The organism is Nocardia sp. CNS-044, assembly GCF_059570515.1.
In genome coordinates this window covers 427,560-443,825 of sequence record NZ_JCANSX010000009.1, presented here as the reverse complement: position 1 = coordinate 443,825, position 16,266 = coordinate 427,560, and the positions used below count along the sequence as shown (strand labels likewise).

Genomic DNA, 16,266 nt, shown 5'->3' with positions numbered 1-16,266 from the left:
CCACCATGACCGGGCTCACATCGGCGACACACGCAGTTCGTCTTCCCGAACAAGATCGGCGCCGAATGTTCTCCCGACGGTGCAGTGACACTCGATCACCCTGCTGCGTACGGTGATTCACCGGCCCACGCTCGAGGGAGCGATCTCTTGGGCCGGGAAGGGCGTGGTGCGATGGTTGGCGATTTCGGACCCGGACTTGTCGCCCGATGAGCCTCGATGCACTCGAAACCGACTCGACCACAGCAGTTTCCGCGCACCATGGTCCGCTGTCGCGCTGGACGCGATGGCTGACGACCCATCCGCGCGCGGTGATCGCGGTGTGGTCGGTCGTTCTCGCGCTGTGCGGGGCGGGCTATCCGGTGCTCGAATCGCGCGTGCAGGCACCGGATCTCACCGTGGACGGCGCCGAATCGGTCGAGGTGCAGCGTCTGATCGCCGAGCACTTTCCCGGCTTGCGGGCCGAACAGGCGCTGCTGGTCTTCGACTCCGACACCGCGAGCGTGGACACCGCCGAATACCGTGCCCAGCTCGAGCGAACACGGCGCGCCGTCGAATCGATCGACGGCGTGACGCTGCTCGTGACTCCCGACAGCGCCCGGCAACTGATCTCGGCCGACAACCGCACCGCCCTGGCCGTCGTCGCCATCGAGGGCGACCAGTCCCACCGCGTCGCCGTCTCCGCCGACGTGCAGGACGCGCTGTCCGCGCTGCCCGATCGTGACGTGATCCGGGTCGACCTCACCGGCTACACCGCGATCCAGAACGACGTGATCATCGCCGAGCAGGCCGATGCGCTCCGCGCCGAATCACTCGGCATGCCAGTGGCTTTCGTGCTCCTGGTCCTCGCGCTCGGTGCGGTGTCCGCGGCATTGCTGCCGATACTCATGGCCGTCGCCGGGCTGCTGACCTGCACCGGCGTGCTGCTGGTCGCCGACACCGTGACCTCCGTCGACCCGCTGATGCTGTCCATCGCCACCATGATCGGTCTCGGCGTCGGTATCGACTACGCCCTGTTCGTGGTGAGCAGGTTTCGCGAGGAGCTGTCGGCGCGCGGGGTGACCTCTCGGTCCGAGGCCGACGCGATTCGCGCCGCCGTGACCACCACCATGGCCACTACCGGCGGCATGGTCCTGGCGTCCGGCTCGGTCGTGATCGTGTCGCTGGCGGCGCTGCTCGTGGTGCCCGCCGGGGTCTTTCGCGGCATCGTGCTCGGTGTCGGCGTGGCCGTGGCGACGGCGATGCTGGCCGCCGTGACGCTGCTTCCCGCGATTCTCACCGTGCTGGGCCCCGCCGTGAACCGCTGGCGTGTGCGCGGCCGTGGCGTCGACTCGGACGACAGCGCCGCCGCCCGCCGGTGGACACGTCGGGTGATGCGCAGGCCGGTCGTCTTCGGCCTGGCCGCCGCGAGCCTGCTCGTCGTGGCCGCGCTGCCGCTGACCGGCCTGCGCACCGGCTTCGACCTCGGTATCGCGTCGCTGACCGACTATCCCTCTGGAATCGCGGCTCGCACGGTCGCGGAGAAGTTCCCGTCCGGCATGCTCTCGCCGATGGAGTTCGTCGCCACGGCGTCCGACGGCGGGCCGCTGAACCCCGGTGCGGCGAGCGTCGTGCAAGGCTTCGCCGACGAGCTGCGCGCCGATCCCCGCGTCGCCGCCGTGTTGGCGCAGTGGTCCGACGGCCGTGTCCACCTGACCGTCGTGACCCGCACGCTGATCGACTCGGCCGCGGGCTCGGACCTGGTCGCCGAACTCGACGCGCGGGCGCGCTCCCTCGCCGCCTCGACCCCGGACTTGCGCGTCAGCGCGGGCGGCGCGCCCGCCGGTCTGCTCGAGATCAGCGACGCGATCCGCGACGCCTACCTTTTGGCCGTCGTGATCACGGTGCTGTGCGCGCTGGCGTTGCTGCTGGTGGTCTTCCGTAGCGTCGCCGTGCCGGTGAAGGCCGTCGCGGTCAACCTGCTCGCCACGGCGGCCGCGCTCGGCATCACCGTCGCGGTATTCCAATGGGGCTGGGGCGAAGAGCCTTTCGGCTTCTCGAGCCCCGGTTTCGTCCAGGTCGTGATGCCGCTGATCGTGTTCGTGATCCTGTTCGGCCTTTCGATGGATTACGAGGTGTTCGTCATCCGCCGGATCAGGGAGAACTGGGACGCGGCCGTGGCGCGCGGCGCGATCGATCCGGCCGAGGCCAACCGCGAAGCGGTCGCCGACGGGATCGGCGCCACCGCCAAACCCGTCGCGGTCGCGGCGGCGATCATGGTCGTGGTGTTCGCGAGTTTCCTCACCGCGAGCACCCTGGAACTGAAACAGCTCGGCTTCGCGCTGGCGGTGGCGGTTCTGCTCGACGTGGTCGTCGTGCGACTGGTGCTGGTACCCGCCACCCTCCGGTTGCTCGGCCGCTGGAACTGGTGGCTGCCCGCACTCCGCGGGGGCAAGCGGATGCCGCAGCGTTAGGGATGTCTCGACGCCGGTGGGTGTCTCAGCGCAAGCGGATGTCGAGCCTGCGATAGAGCGGGACGAACGCGTTGAATCGGTACCGGCGGCGGGTGATCTCCCACGGACGGCCCGCAGCGAGCAGTGTCTCCAGGAAGCGGGTCAGCTGCACGTGGGTGAGCGCGGCGCCGAGGCAGAAGTGCTTACCGCCGCCGAACCACAGCTGCCGCGTCCGCGCCACGTAACCCAGGTCGAGGTCGAACCGGCCGACGGAATTGTCGATGTACCAGGTCATCACCTTGACGCGGTCACCGGAGCGCAATCGCCTGCCACCGAGTTCGAGATCGCCGATCACCCCGCGCCCGACGACCGGCATCGAGCTCGTCACGCGCAGCCCCTCCCGGATCGCGTCGGGGATCGAGCTCGGGTCGGCCAGCAGCCGGTGCTGGTCGCCGGTGTCGTGCAGCAGCGCGACCAGTCGCCCGATGGTGCTGGCCAGCGTGACGGTCCCGGCCACCACGAGCAGCACGGTGAATCCTCGGGTCTGCTCGAGTGTCAGCCCCAGGTCGCGGCAGCGCCCGATGACGGTGCCCGAGTCGGCGGAGTCGTACACGTGCTCGACGTTCGCGCCGATCAGCGCCGCCAGCTCGCGGCCCTTGCGCCGGTGGCGCGGCGGGACGACGGTGGTCGCCCAGTTTCCTTTGCCCAGGTCTGCCAGCCGCTCCATAGCGGCGAACAGGTCCAGATACGGTGTGTCGGTGCTGGTCTCGCGCGGCAGACCGGCCACGTCGACCATCGTGCGCGCCGTGAAAACCCGGCCGAATTCGGCGATGTCGACCGTCCGGCCCGCGGCCAGATCGGTGCGCAGGCGCTCGAGCTGCGCGCCGGTCGCGTCCTCGACGAGGTGCTCGGCAGCGGGCTTGCCGAAGAGATCGCCGAGACCGGCGCGCAACCGCTGGTGCTCAGGACCCTCGAAACGTTCGGCGCCGAATTCGCCGAGCATCTGCGACCACCAGTGTCCCGACGCGCCGTCGGTGGCGATGCTGAAATGTGCGCTGTCCCGGTGAATTTCGCGCGCGAGTTCCGGATCCGACACCACCCAGCCGAACTTCGGCACCTTGCGGAGGGGCCGGGTGGCGGCGCCGAGTGGCAAGAGCAGCGCCAGGCCCGGCTGGGCGGCGGCGTGCAGGGCGAGTTCGTGCCATTCGGCGGCACGCGGCAATGTCACGGTCATGCGCGGGCTCCGGTGATCGCATCGGCGGTGAAGCGGTCGGCGCTGAACTGGTCGACCACGAGGTGGGTGCACAGGATCGCCATCGCGGCCCATTCGGCGGTGACGCCGTCCCAGGTGCCGGGCCGGTCGACAGCCGTGCGCCAGATCCTTTCCGTCACTTCGGGATCGAACAGCCCGTAGCGTCGCGCGGCGGCGCGGGAGAGATGGTCGGCGGCCAGCTGCGCGCCCGGTCCGCTGAGGTACCACGGGCCGATCGGCGTCATGAACGGCTTCTTGCGCCGCCGCACGATCCGCTTGGGCAGCAGATCGGCCATCGCCCGCTTGAGCACGTATTTCTCGGTGCCGAGACGCAGCAGCATGCGCGGGTCGAGTTCGGCGCAGACGTCGAGGACGTCGCGGTCGAGGAACGGCACCCGCACCTCGAGGCCGTGCGCCATGCCGAGCCGGTCGGAGATGGGCAGCACCCAGTGCGGCAGCCGGGTGTGGAACTCGAAATGCATCTGCCGGTGCAGCGTGCTGTGCTCGGGCGGGCGCGGCAGCGCCGACGGTTCGGGCAGGTCGGCGAGCACGGCGGGCCGCGCGGTACCGGACAGCGCGCTCCACAGATGGACCCACGGCGGCATCTGTCCGTACCGTTCGGTGTAACCCGCACTGCGAGTGGAGATCTCGACGAGATGGCGGTCGATGCCGCTCGGCGCGCCGATCCATTTCGTCGCCTGCCGCCACACCAGCGGTCGCAGCGCGTCCAGTCGCAGGTCGGTCAACCGCGAACTCAGCCGCATCAACCGGTAGAAGTCGTAACCGGCGAGCAGTTCGTCCGAACCGTCACCGCTCATCGCCACTGTGAGCCCTTGGTCTCGGGCGAGGGCGGTCAGGTCGAGGAAGGGGGAGGCTACACCGCCGTACCAGAACGGGGATTCGAAGTGCCACATGCTCTTCGGCAGCAACTCGCAGACGCGCGCACCCGTCGTCTCCGCCTCCACGTTCGGGACGCCCAGCGACCGCGCGACCAGCCGCGACATCTCGGTCTCGTCGTGGATCGCGCCGGACAGCCGCACACTGAGCGTCGTCAGCGGCGCGTCGCAGCGCCGGGCGGCGACGGCGGCGATCGCGGAGGAGTCGAGCCCGCCGCTGAGCGCGACGCCCGCCGCCACCTCGTCGGGGACGCGCTTGGCGACCGCGGCGGTGAACCGCTCGTCGAACGCCTCGATCGCCGCGCGTCCGGTGAGCAGCGGTGCGTCGGGGTCTTCGCGCACGAAGACGCGGAAGTAACGCCTGGTGCGAACGCCGTGGGCGTCCGCGGTGAGAACGGTTCCCGGTTCCAGATCGCGCACGTCACGCCAGAAGGTGCCCGGCGCGATGGTGTGACCGTAGAACAGGCAGTCGCTGAGCCCTTGCGGGTCGATCTCGGGCGTACACGCGCCGGAGGCGAAGATGCCCTTGATCTCCGACGCGAACGTCAGGCGGGCGCCGCGCAGGTGGTAGAAGAGCGGCTTGACCCCGACCCGGTCGCGGGCCAGCGTCAGACGCCGCCGGGTGGCATCCCAGATCGCGATGCCGAAATCGCCGTCCAGGTGCTCGACGAAACCGTCCCCGTACTCCTCGTACAGGTGCGGGAGGACCTCGGCGTCGCTGTCGCTGCGGAACCGGTGCCCGCGCGCCGCGAGGGCGCGGCGCAACGCCTTGTGGTTGTAGATCTCGCCGTTGAGCAGCGCACGGACCGAACCACTCTCGTCGGCCGTCGGCTGCGCGCCGTGCCGCACGTCCACGATGGACAGGCGCTGGAACCCCAGCGCGGCGTGCCGGTCGTGCCAGGTGGCGTGGTCGTCGGGGCCGCGGTGGCGCAGCACCGCGCACATCGCCGCGAGCGGGCCGGGATCGACCGGCGCAGCGAAGTCGACGATGCCGCAGACCGCGCACATCTCAGGACTGCCTGACCGCGGTCGCGGGCGCGAGGAGCCCGTCCAGTTCGGCCAGCGCGGCATCCACGGCGGCCGTCAGGTGCTCGATCGGCGGCAGCTTGTCGGCGGCGCCTAGCACACCGAGGAACAGCTCGTCTCGGTAGCCGAAGCAGGTGAAGTTCAGCGAATTGCCGTGCATCAGAAGAGATATCGGATACATCGCGTCGAGCCGCGCACCGTCCCAGAACAGCGTCTCCCGCGGGCCGGGGATATTGGAGATTCCCATCGGGTGCGAGGACGGAGCCGACCGGATGCCGAGCAGCAGCGCGAAGACCCACGGGAAGGTGGTCGCCAGGCCGTATCCGATGACCGCGCCGGGCGACATCGCGCCCATGTGGCGCTTGGCGGTGTCGATCGCGTCCTTGACGGCGGCGAGGCGTCGCACCGGATCCTCGACGTCGGTCGCCAGCGCCGTGAACATCAGCCCGGCGCGGGTGCCGACCCGCCAGTCACCGTCGCGCAAGTCGGTCGGCACACCGGCGGTGAGCGGGCGCTCGGGCAGTTCGGCGTGGTCGGTGAGGTAGTTGCGCAGCGCCGTGGCGGCGAGGTACAGCACCAGATCGTTGACGGTGCAGTCCGCGGCGCGCGCCAGCCGTTTGATCTCGCTCAGCCGGTAGCGGCGCAGCGAGAGGTCGCGCGCGCCGGTGATCGGACCGTCGAGGACGGAGGGCGGTTGCCGATAGGTCTGCTGCGCCGTCGCCCGTCCGGCCTTGCGCCGCAAGGCATCCCGCGCCGCACCGGCGACCCCGGCGAGTACCGCGAGGAACCCGCGCACCGCCGTGAACAGCGAACTGATCCGGCTCGCGCCCGTCGAATCCTTGGACTCGGGTCCGATGGTGAAGAACGGCGGCAGGCCGCGCGCCTCGGGGTCGGTGGAGAGACCGCCGGTGATGACGCGCACCAGCGAAACACCGTCCAGCAGACTGTGATGCGCCTTCAGCACCGCGGCGAAGCGATCCTCGGACTGTCCCGTCACGAAGTGCAGTTCCCATGGCGGCTTGCTCAGGTCCAGCTGCTCGCGATGGACCAGCGTCACGAGCTCGACGAGTTCGTCGCGGCCCGCGCCCGCGGGTAGCGACCACTGCCTGATGTGGTCGGCCGGATCTATTTCCTCGACTTCTCTTACCAGGGCGAGTGATTCGGCGAGGCGGCCACGCACCGGCGCCAGGTTCCATGGCGGCGGTGCGCTGAACGGCACCGCGTGCCGCGCCCGCCAGCGGCGCACGAACCCCTCGGCATCGCCGTCGGGACAGTGGAATTCCATCAGGAATGCCACGTGCATCGGCATCTCCGGCGACTCCAGCGACAACCAGGTCGCGTCGGTGGCCGACAATCGCTTGATCGCCATACCCCTATCCTCCGAACTCTCGGTCCGCCGACCGTGGCGCGAGGTCGAGCCGCAGGCCGACCGGTATGACGGCGAAATGGAACCGGTCGTCGGGCGGCGGCACACCGTCCGGGAGCCGGAAATCGAAAGTGCGACAGGCCATCGCGGCGACGCTCTTGACCTCGAGCATCGCCAGCCCGCGCCCCGGGCAGAACCGTGGCCCCGACCCGAAGGGAATCGAGACGTCGGGGCGGTGCGCCCGGCCGTCGGCGCCGCGTAGCCACCGTTCGGGGTCGAACCGCTGCGGATCGGCGAAGTTCTCCTCCTGGAGGCCCGGGTACCGCACGTCGACCAACACCCAGGTGCCCGCGGGCAACGCGATGTCGCGCAGCACGGTGTCGTGCACTGCCTCCATGAGCAGCAGGGGAGTGGTGGGTTGCAGCCGCATCGACTCGGCGACAACGGCTTCCAGATACGGCTGACGCTCGAGCGTCGAGGGGATCCTGGCGATCTCCTCCCGGATGCGTTCCTGCGTTTCGGGTTCGGAGGCCAAGTGGTAGAGCAGCCACGCCGTGGCGTTGCTCGTGGTGTCCTGTCCGGCGATCAGGATCGTCAGCGCCTCGGCGAACAGCTCATCGTCGGTGAACGATTCGCCGCCGTCGCTGGCGAGCAGGAACGCCTCGATGAAGTTGGTCGGCTGCTCCGGCGCCGCGGTGCGCGCGCGGGCGATGACGGCGTTCACCTCGGCGCGCAGCGCGTCCAGTGCCCGGTCCAGCGCGTGGTCGGCGGGCAGCTTGACGTAGCGCCAGTACGGGAACGGAATGTTCAAGCGGCGGTTGATCATCGGGAAGACGTGCTCGAGGTGCTGCTGGATGACATCGCCGGACTGCTCGAGGGTGTTGATGTCGTAATCGAAGGTCAGCTTGGCGGTCACGTCCACGGTGTAGCGGGTCAGATCGGCGCGCACGTCCTCGGGCGGGGATGCCAGCCAACGCCGCCGTAGTCGCTCGGTGATCCGCTCCAGCGTCGTGTGGAACCGGGTGAGATGGGCGGCGTTGAACGCGGGCATGGCCAGCCTCCTGCGCCGCCGCCACGCCTCGCCCTCGGAGGAGAACAGTCCGTTGGAGCCCATCTCGCTCATGATCGACTCGATCGAGGACTGTCGGCGGTATGTTCCCGGACGCTGCCGCAGGATCTCCTTGCCGAGCTCCGGATCGCCGACCACGACCAGCCGCCTGCCCGGCATGCTCAGCCGGTAGACGGGGCCGTATTCCGCGCACCAGCTGTCGAGCTGCCGGTGCAGTCGCGTGGGGGTGAGTTGCGGGAGGTTGCCGAGCACCGGCCAGCCGTCTGGGCCGGGCAGATCCAGGAGCGACATCGGCGCGCGGAGCGGGACGGTCACCGGGCCGAGCCTAATCACAAATCGGGTGCTCGGCGCAATCGGAGACGAGAATTCATCGCGGGAGACGATGTTCGCGCCGCGCTTTTGTCACGAAGTAGCAAGGCACACACATCGATTGGTGATCCCCCTCACTGACCGGTGGCGCCGAGTGGACTGCTGTCGCGGTCTGGTCGTAGTGTCGAAATCATCCGGTCGAGCCGGGTTTCTTTGGCCCCCTTGCTTTATCAGCGCCGTGTCGCTCCATTTCCCATGGGAGCCGCGGCCATCGGAGGAAATCTCGTATGAATCGCTCTCGAATACGCGCGCTCGGGGCCGCTCTCCCCGCCGGAGAATTCACCACGAACGAAGTGCTCGACCGCATGTCGAGCGGCGGCGAGTTCGACGTCGAACGCATTACCGGCATCGCACACCGGCATATGGTCGACCGCACCGAGGAGGACACCCTGACCTTGGGTGTCGCCGCGGCGCTCGACTGCCTGGCGGACTCGGGATACGACCCCGCGGACCTGGATGTGATCATCTGCGGCGGCACCACCGTGCACGACGGATTCCGGATGGTGTTCGAGCCGTCCGCGGCGGGGGAGATCGCTCGGCGCATCGGCGCGGTCAATGCCACCGGCTACGACGTCGCCAATGCGTGCGGCGGCACCATGACTGGTATCTACCTGCTGGACAACCTGATTCGCGCCGGCGCCGTCCGGACCGGGATGGTGGTGACCCCCGAGGTCATCTCGCCGGTCACCGAGGGTGCGCTGGCTGAGGCGGTGGACGCGCGCGACCCGCAGTTCGCGGCGCTGACGCTGGCCGACGCGGCCGTCGCGGTGGTGCTCGACCGCGCCGTCGACGAGGCCGAGGCCGTCCACTCCATCGACATGATCACCTGCGCGGAATACTCCGGCCTGTGCATCGCGAAACCCAGCGACAGCACCGAGAACATGATCATGCTGACCGACAACCTCACCATGCAGGCCGCGCCGCGGCGCGAGACCTGGGCGAAATTCCATCGCGACGTGCTCGCCAAGAAAGGCTCGACGTTCGCCGAGGAGAATTTCGACTACATCGTCTTCCATCAGCTCGGCGTCGGGTTCACGGAGAAACTGGCGGAGTCGGGCAGCAAGATCCACGGCGCGCCCATGCCGCCGCGGCTCGCGTGCGTCGAAAAGTACGGAAATACCGGAGCGAGCACACATTTCCTGGTGCTGCACGACTACCTGTCGCGCGGCCTGATTCCGGCGGGTTCGAAGATCTGTTTCGTGCCGACCGCGTCGGGAATGGTGTTCGGGGTGTTGTCGGCGACCATCGGTGAGTTGGTGAAGTAGATCGTGGTGACCATTCTGCGGAATTCGGCGGTGAGCGTGGATCCGGCGCTCGGCTCGATCGACCACGCGGTCGCGGCGGCGCGGGAGTGCCTCGCCGGGGCGGGGCTGTCGGCGGCGGACGTGGACGTGCTGGTGAATGTCGGCGTGTACCGGGACGCCAACATCGTGGAGCCGTCCAACGCCGCGCTGATCCAGCGCGAGCTCGGCATGCACCTCGACTACGAATCCGGGTCCTCCCGGCCCGGTTTCTCCCTCGACCTGCGCAACGGCGCCTGCGGCGTGCTGAACGCGCTCCAGGCCGCGAACGCGTTGCTGGTCAATGGCACCGCCGAGCACGTCCTCATCGTCGGCAGCGACGCCCACCCCGGCGGCCGGGCGGACGCGGCCGACTTCCCCTATGCCACCGTGGGCGGCGCTTTTCTGGTGACGAAGGGCATCGATGACGCGACCGGGCTCGGCGCGGTGCACTTGCAGCCCGCCCCGCGGCCGGAGGGCGCGCATCCCGGCGTCGCGGGCTATCTCGACTTGAAGGCGATGGGCCGCGACGGCGCGCGCACGATCACCGTCGACGTCGCCGACGATTTCGCCGAGCGGGTCACCGACGTGGCGCGCACGGCGGTGCGGAACTACCTCGCGAATCACGCTGATACCGCGAGGGATTCGACAGTGCTTGTCACCAACAACCCCGCGCCGGGCTTCGCGGCGACGCTGGCGGCCGACTTCGGCTTCGCGCGCCACCACCAGGCCGATACCGGGTCGCGGAACGCCGGAAGCTCCGGTCTCATCATCGCCTACCACCAGCTGATCCGTTCCGGTGCAGTGCGCGAGGGCGACCAGCTGCTGCTCGTCGCGGGCGGATCGGGGCCGACGGCGGGCTGTGTCGGCTACCGGGTGCCCGTCGGCGGTGCCGGGTGACGCGCGCGACCGGATACGCGGACCCGAGCGTCCTGCTCGAGCGCCGGATCGCGGAACGGGCCGACACGCCCGCCATCAGTTACCCGACCCGCGCGGGCGCGGCGAAGGCCGATCGGGGCGCCGACCTGCGGTTCGCGACCATGACCTACGCCGAGCTGGGGCGGCGGGTCCGCTCCTACGCGGCGGGCTTCGCGCGGATCGGAATCACCAAGGGCGTCAAGGTCATCGTGCTCGTGCGCCCTGATCCTGACCTGTTCGCGGTGCTGTTCGCGCTGTTCCGGGTCGGCGCGGTGCCCGTGGTGGTGGATCCCGGCATGGGTGTGCGCCGCATGCTGCACTGCTTCCGCAGCGTCGGCGCGGAGGCGTTCATCGGGATCCCCGAAGCGCACGCGGTGCGGCTGGCCGCACGGCGCACGTTCGGCTCGATTCGGGTGCACGTGACGGCGGGCCGGTCGTTCTGGGGCGGCCACAGCCTGGACGATCTGCGCGCCGAGCCGGAAACGCCGGCGGCCGAACATGATCCGGACGACCTGTTCATGATCGCGTTCACCACCGGAAGCACCGGACCGGCCAAGGGCGTCGAGTTCACCAGGTCGGGATTCGGCGCGGCCCTCGATGTCGTCGCCGAACTACACGGCCGCCCAATCGGTTTCGTCTCGCTCACCTCGGTTCCCCTGTTCGGGCTGTTCGATCTGCTGCAAGGTGCGCACGTCGTGCTCGGTCCGGTCGACCCGGTGCGCGTGTCGAAGGTGAATCCCGCGCTGCTCACCGACGTGGCGAGGTCCTTCGGCGCCACCGACCTCACGGCCTCGCCCGCCCTGCTGGCCAGGCTCGGTGAGCATTTCGCCGAGACCGGCGAGAGCCTGCCCGACATCGCGCGGGTCATCTCCATGGGCGCTCCGGCGAATCTGATTGCGCTGGAACGCATCCGGTCCGCGCTCGGCGACGACGCGCGGATCTTCACCACCTACGGCGCGACCGAGGCGCTGCCGCTGACCACCTTGGAATGGTCCGAGCTGGACCGAACGCGCGCCGCCACCGCCGAGGGCGCGGGCGTGTGCGTCGGCCGCCCACTGCCGGAGAGCAGCGGCGGGACCCGGGTCCGGATCATCGGCGTCACCGACGAGCCCATCGCCGACTGGAGCGAGGACCTCGTCCTGCCCGCCGGGCGGATCGGCGAGATCGTCGCGAGCGGACCGCAGGTCAGCCGCGCCTACCACCGCAATGCCGCCGCCGACGTGCGGCACAAGATCGACGAGCGGCTGGCCGACGGTGGTATCCGGCGCTGGCACCGCACGGGTGACCTGGCACGTGTGGACGAATCGGGCCGCCTGTGGTTCTGCGGGCGGCTTTCCCAGCGCGTGCGGACCGCCGACGGTGACATGTACACCGTCCGGTGCGAGCAGATTTTCAACACGCACCCGGAAGTCGCCAGGACCGCGCTGGTCGGCGTCGGCGCGCCGGGTGAACAGATCCCGGTGCTGTGCTTCGAGCCCGCCGTGGATCTCTCGCCCGCCGAACTCACCCGGGTGCGGCGCGAACTGTGGACCCTCGCGCAGCACAGGGCGGAGACACGGCGCATCCGAACCTTTCTGCCGCACAGCGAGTTTCCCGTCGACATCCGGCACAACGCGAAGATCGGGCGGGAGCGGCTGGCGCGGTGGGCCGCGGATCGGCTCGGCTTCCCGCGAACGAAAGGAACGGACCGATGAAGGTTCTCGTCACCGGCGCGACCGGATTTCTCGGCAGCCACATCGTCGACGCCGCCACCGGCGCGGGCGACGAGGTGCGGGCGCTGGTCCGCGCGGGCAGCGACCTCGGTTACCTGTCGGGCGTGCCGGGTCTCGACACCGCCGTCGGCGATCTCGGCGATCCGGACTCGCTGCGGGCGGCCTGCCACGACGTGGACGTCGTCTACCACAGCGCGGGACTCGTTTCGGAAGTCGGTGCGCGGGATCAGTTCTGGCGCGCGAACGTCGAGGGCACCCGCAACCTGATCGCTGCCGCTCGCGATGCGGGCGTTTCGCGGTTCGTCTACGTCAGCAGCCCGTCGGTGGCCACCTCCTACGAGACCGACCGCTTCGGCATCGACGAGTCCGAACCCTATGTCGACGCGCCCAAAAGCCTCTACGTCGCGACGAAGGTGGTGGCCGAGCAGTACGTCCTCGCGGCCGACTCGCCCGGCTTCACCACCTGCGCGCTGCGGCCGAGGATGATCTGGGGCCCGCGTTCGGCCGGATGGATGAGCCTGCTGCTGCGCAAGCTGAAAAGCGGTCGGCTGCCGGACCTTTCGGGTGGACGCCGGGTCATGGCGTCCATCACCTACTGCGAGCACGCGGCGGCCGCCTGTCTGCAAGCCGCCCGTTCCCCCGCGGTCGCCGGAAACGCCTACTTCCTGGCCGATCCCGAGGACATCGACCTGTGGGAGTTCGTCCGCGACCTGGCCGTCGCGCTCGACCTGACCCCGCCGACCCGCACCGTGCCCGGACCGGTGTTGGACGCGGCGATCGCCATCTTCGACACCATTTGGCGGATACCCGCCGTCAAGGAGCGGTGGGCGCCGCCGCTGTCGAGCTGGACCACGGCGGCGCTGACCGTCTCCAGCACCTACGACACCTCCGCCGCCCGTAAGGATTTCGACTACAACCCGACCGTCTCCCGCGACGCGGGCCTGGCGCGCTACGTCGAGTGGGTGCGCTCGGTCGGCGGCGTCGACGCCGTGCTTGCCCGCGGCTGAACGGATTACGAGGAGGTTGGTCTCGTGACATCTCTGCTGCGGGGACGCCGCGCGGGCATCGAGTCCACGGTGCCCACCGCGCCCGGCGCGCTGCCGTTCCTTGGGCACTGGCACCGCTTCGGCCGCACACCGCACCGGTTCCTGTCCACACTGTCGGCCCACGGACCGGTGGTCCGTATCGGAATCCCCGGCTACGAAACGTATGTCGTCACCGAACCGGAGCTGATCAGGGAGGCGTTCACCGGTCTGTCGGATCAGGGCTCGATGATCGAGCGCGCCGAACTGTTGCTCGGTGGCGGCGTCACCGTCGTCTCCGATGCGACACACCGGCGTTCGCGCAGGCTCATCGCACCCGCGTTCGCCAAGGCGCGAATCGCCCAGTACGCCACCGTGATGACGGCGATGGGGCGGGCACGGGCCGATCAGTGGCGCGACGGCGCGACGCTCGCGGTGAACGAGGAGATGCACGACCTCGCGCTGCGGACCGTGGCAGGCGCGCTGTTCTCCGGTGAACTCGGTGAGATCACCGCGCGGCGCGTGCACCGGCTGTTGCCCGAGGTCATGACGCTGCTCGCGCGCCGCGTCACCCGGCCCGCGTGGCTGGACCGGCTGCCCACCCGAGGTAACCGCCGTTTCCTCGCGCTGGTCGAAGAACTGAAGGACGCCACCGCCGACATCATCGCGGCCTACCGCGCCGACCTGGTCGCCGACCCGGCACTCGACCACGGCGACCTGCTCGACACGCTGATCCGGGCCCGCGACGACGACGGCGCGCCGCTGACCGACAAGCACGTGCACGACGAACTGGTGAACTTCCTCGTCGGCGGCACCGAGGCCATCGGCATGACCGCCACGTGGCTGCTCTACGAACTGGCGCGCAATCCGGAGATCGAGCGCGCCCTGCACGCCGAACTCGACGAGGTGCTCGGCGGACGACCCGCCGAACTCGCCGACCTGCCCCGGCTGGATCTGACCAAGCGGCTCGTGCTGGAAACGCTGCGCCGCTACTCGCCCTGGCTCACCGTGCGGCACGTGCCCGCCGACTACGAACTCGGCGGGTACCGGCTGCCCGAGGGGGCGATGCTGTTCGTCTGCCCGATCGCGGTGCACCGCGACCCGCGAGTGCACGCCGACCCCGACCGGTTCGACCCCGACCGCTGGCTGCCCGAGGCGACGGCAGGGATGTCGCGCGGCGCGCACATCCCGTTCGGCATGGGCGCGCGGCAGTGCCCCGGCAACATATTCGCGCTGACCCAGGTGGCATTGCAGATCGCCACCTTGTGCGGGCGCTGGCGACTGCGGCTGGAGCCCGGATTCACGGCGCGCGAGACCGTCATCGGCGCGCTGGTCCATCCGGAGAGGCTGCCGATGCGGGTCGAAGCCCGTCGCGAGACGAACGGCGCTGGTCAGGAGGGTGGGCGATGAGCGAGTTCACCGAACGTTGTGAAGTCGCCGTGATCGGCTCCGGTTTCAGCGGGCTCGGCGTCGCGATCAATCTGAAGCGTTGCGGTATAGACGATTTCGTGATTCTCGAACGCGCGGAGTCGGTCGGCGGCACGTGGCGCGACAACGTGTATCCGGGATGCGCCGTCGACGTGCCGTCGGTGCTGTACTCGTACTCCTTCTTTCCCGGCGACTGGTCGCGGCTGTTCGCGACCCAACCCGAGCTGCGCGCCTACACCGAATCCGTGGTCGACGCCTTCGATCTACGACTCCACGTGTGGCTGAACAGCGAGGTCGTCGGTGCCGAATTCGACGAGACCGAGCACCGGTGGCGGGTGCGGTTGGCCGACGGACGCGTGATCAGCGCGCGCGCCGTCGTCATGGGGTACTTCTCGCTGCACGTGCCGTTCGTCCCGGATGTTCCCGGCCGGGAACAGTTCCAGGGCGTTCAAATGCACTCCGGCTCTTGGGATTCCGGGTTCCGGCCGGAAGGGAAGCGGATCGCCGTCGTCGGCTCGGGCGCGAGCGCCGTGCAGATCGTGCCCGCGCTGGCACGCGCCGGTGCGCATGTGGTGTCGTTCCAGCGCAGTCCGGCGTGGGTGCTGCCACGTGGGGATCGTGCGATCGCCGGACCGGTGCGGACGGTGCTGCGGAAGTTCCCGCCCGCGCGACTCGCGTTGCGCGGCATGGTGTTCTCGTTGCTCGAGCTGGTGCACCTGGCGGAGTTCCATCCCCGCTTGCTGCCGGTCTTCGAACAGGTCTGTTTGCGCGCGCTGCGTAACCAGGTGCCCGATCCGCGCACGCGGGAGAAGTTGCGGCCCGACTACCGGTTCGGGTGCAAGCGGCCGATGGTTTCCGACGAGTACTACGCGGCCTTCGCGCGTGACGACGTCGACCTCGTGACGGAGAAGATCATCGACCTCACTCCGTCCGGTGTGCGCACCGCCGACGGTGTCGTCCACGAGGTGGACGCGATCGTGTGGGCCACCGGCTATCACGTCCAGGACTCGATCCCGCGCTTCCCCGACTTCCGGACGCCCGCCTTCTCGCTGCGAGAAAGCTACGAGCGCAACGGGTTCGCCGCCTATCGCGGCATCGCCTTCGCCGGTCTGCCGAACCTGTTCTGCGTCACCGGTCCCAATACCGCGCTGCCGCACACCTCTCAGTTCCAGGCTATCGAACCCACCACGCGCCTCATCGCGCGCACCATCGCCCACATGCGCGAGCGCGCCGTCACCCGCTACACCCCGACCGACGTCGCTCAACACCGCTTCGTGGCCCACTGCCGCCGCGTTCTCGCCGACCGCGTCTGGACCATCGGTGGCTGCACCAGCTACTTTGTCACGCCCACCGGGACCAACACCCTCACCTGGCCGGGGAGCACCCGCAGCGTTCGCCGCGACCGTCGCCACATTCGTCCCGAGGACTGGGACCGCCGCCAGCGGGCCGTCGAATCCAGCACGCCCTGAACCGTTTTCGACCGCGCGGAGCGTAGTCGG

At 69.6% G+C, this 16,266-nt stretch carries 11 protein-coding genes; 7 read left to right on the top strand and 4 right to left on the bottom strand.

Features of this window, described 5'->3' with window-relative positions; all coding sequences use genetic code 11:
- Window positions 1–206 precede the first annotated feature (206 nt).
- Window positions 207–2,450, top strand: a complete 2,244-nt coding sequence (locus T333_RS24830; RefSeq protein WP_496426002.1) for an MMPL family transporter — start codon at window positions 207–209, stop codon at window positions 2,448–2,450.
- 25 nt (window positions 2,451–2,475) lie between these two features.
- Here T333_RS24830 and T333_RS24825 read toward each other — a convergent pair whose 3' ends face one another.
- Genes T333_RS24825 through T333_RS24810 form a run of 4 tightly spaced genes read right to left on the bottom strand, consistent with a single transcriptional unit; the run spans window position 2,476 to window position 8,353 of the window.
- Window positions 2,476–3,663, bottom strand: a complete 1,188-nt coding sequence (locus tag T333_RS24825) for a cytochrome P450 (RefSeq protein WP_496426001.1) — start codon at window positions 3,661–3,663, stop codon at window positions 2,476–2,478.
- Window positions 3,660–5,585, bottom strand: coding sequence for an asparagine synthase (glutamine-hydrolyzing) (asnB, locus tag T333_RS24820; protein WP_496426000.1), 1,926 nt, complete (start codon window positions 5,583–5,585; stop codon window positions 3,660–3,662). The genes T333_RS24825 and asnB overlap by 4 nt, the downstream gene beginning before the upstream one ends.
- 1 nt (window position 5,586) lies before the next feature.
- The gene (locus T333_RS24815; protein WP_496425999.1) at window positions 5,587–6,972 is read right to left on the bottom strand and encodes a wax ester/triacylglycerol synthase family O-acyltransferase; all 1,386 of its coding nucleotides are present in this window, start codon (window positions 6,970–6,972) and stop codon (window positions 5,587–5,589) included.
- A 4-nt stretch (window positions 6,973–6,976) separates the two neighbouring features.
- On the bottom strand, window positions 6,977–8,353 hold the full coding sequence (locus T333_RS24810; RefSeq protein ID WP_496425998.1) for a cytochrome P450: 1,377 nt from the start codon (window positions 8,351–8,353) through the stop codon (window positions 6,977–6,979).
- Between the two features lie 281 nt (window positions 8,354–8,634).
- Here T333_RS24810 and T333_RS24805 point away from each other — a divergent pair, with 281 nt between their 5' ends.
- The 6 genes from T333_RS24805 to T333_RS24780 are packed head-to-tail and all read left to right on the top strand — an operon-like array spanning window position 8,635 to window position 16,236.
- Window positions 8,635–9,672 (top strand): 3-oxoacyl-ACP synthase III family protein, encoded by a 1,038-nt coding sequence (locus T333_RS24805; protein ID WP_354999725.1) that lies wholly within the window; start codon window positions 8,635–8,637, stop codon window positions 9,670–9,672.
- A 6-nt stretch (window positions 9,673–9,678) separates the two neighbouring features.
- Entirely contained in the window at window positions 9,679–10,587 is a 909-nt protein-coding gene (locus T333_RS24800) for a hypothetical protein (protein ID WP_496425997.1), read from the top strand.
- Complete coding sequence (locus tag T333_RS24795; RefSeq protein WP_496425996.1) at window positions 10,584–12,299, top strand: fatty acid CoA ligase family protein; 1,716 nt, start codon at window positions 10,584–10,586, stop codon at window positions 12,297–12,299. The genes T333_RS24800 and T333_RS24795 overlap by 4 nt, the downstream gene beginning before the upstream one ends.
- The gene (locus tag T333_RS24790) at window positions 12,296–13,324 is read left to right on the top strand and encodes an NAD-dependent epimerase/dehydratase family protein (protein ID WP_496425995.1); all 1,029 of its coding nucleotides are present in this window, start codon (window positions 12,296–12,298) and stop codon (window positions 13,322–13,324) included. The genes T333_RS24795 and T333_RS24790 overlap by 4 nt, the downstream gene beginning before the upstream one ends.
- Window positions 13,325–13,348: 24 nt before the next feature.
- The gene (locus tag T333_RS24785) at window positions 13,349–14,749 is read left to right on the top strand and encodes a cytochrome P450 (protein ID WP_496425994.1); all 1,401 of its coding nucleotides are present in this window, start codon (window positions 13,349–13,351) and stop codon (window positions 14,747–14,749) included.
- Entirely contained in the window at window positions 14,746–16,236 is a 1,491-nt protein-coding gene (locus tag T333_RS24780; RefSeq protein WP_496425993.1) for a flavin-containing monooxygenase, read from the top strand. Before T333_RS24785 ends, T333_RS24780 begins: the two co-directional genes overlap by 4 nt.
- Window positions 16,237–16,266 lie beyond the last annotated feature (30 nt).

Bases quoted from the DNA above. Each gene is read 5' to 3' on its own strand.
- T333_RS24830 (WP_496426002.1), top strand. From the start codon at position 207: ATGAGCCTCGATGCACTCGAAACCGACTCGACCACAGCAGTTTCCGCG.
- T333_RS24825 (WP_496426001.1), bottom strand. From the start codon at position 3,663: ATGACCGTGACATTGCCGCGTGCCGCCGAATGGCACGAACTCGCCCTG.
- asnB (WP_496426000.1), bottom strand. From the start codon at position 5,585: ATGTGCGCGGTCTGCGGCATCGTCGACTTCGCTGCGCCGGTCGATCCC.
- T333_RS24815 (WP_496425999.1), bottom strand. From the start codon at position 6,972: ATGGCGATCAAGCGATTGTCGGCCACCGACGCGACCTGGTTGTCGCTG.
- T333_RS24805 (WP_354999725.1), top strand. From the start codon at position 8,635: ATGAATCGCTCTCGAATACGCGCGCTCGGGGCCGCTCTCCCCGCCGGA.
- T333_RS24790 (WP_496425995.1), top strand. From the start codon at position 12,296: ATGAAGGTTCTCGTCACCGGCGCGACCGGATTTCTCGGCAGCCACATC.
- T333_RS24780 (WP_496425993.1), top strand. From the start codon at position 14,746: ATGAGCGAGTTCACCGAACGTTGTGAAGTCGCCGTGATCGGCTCCGGT.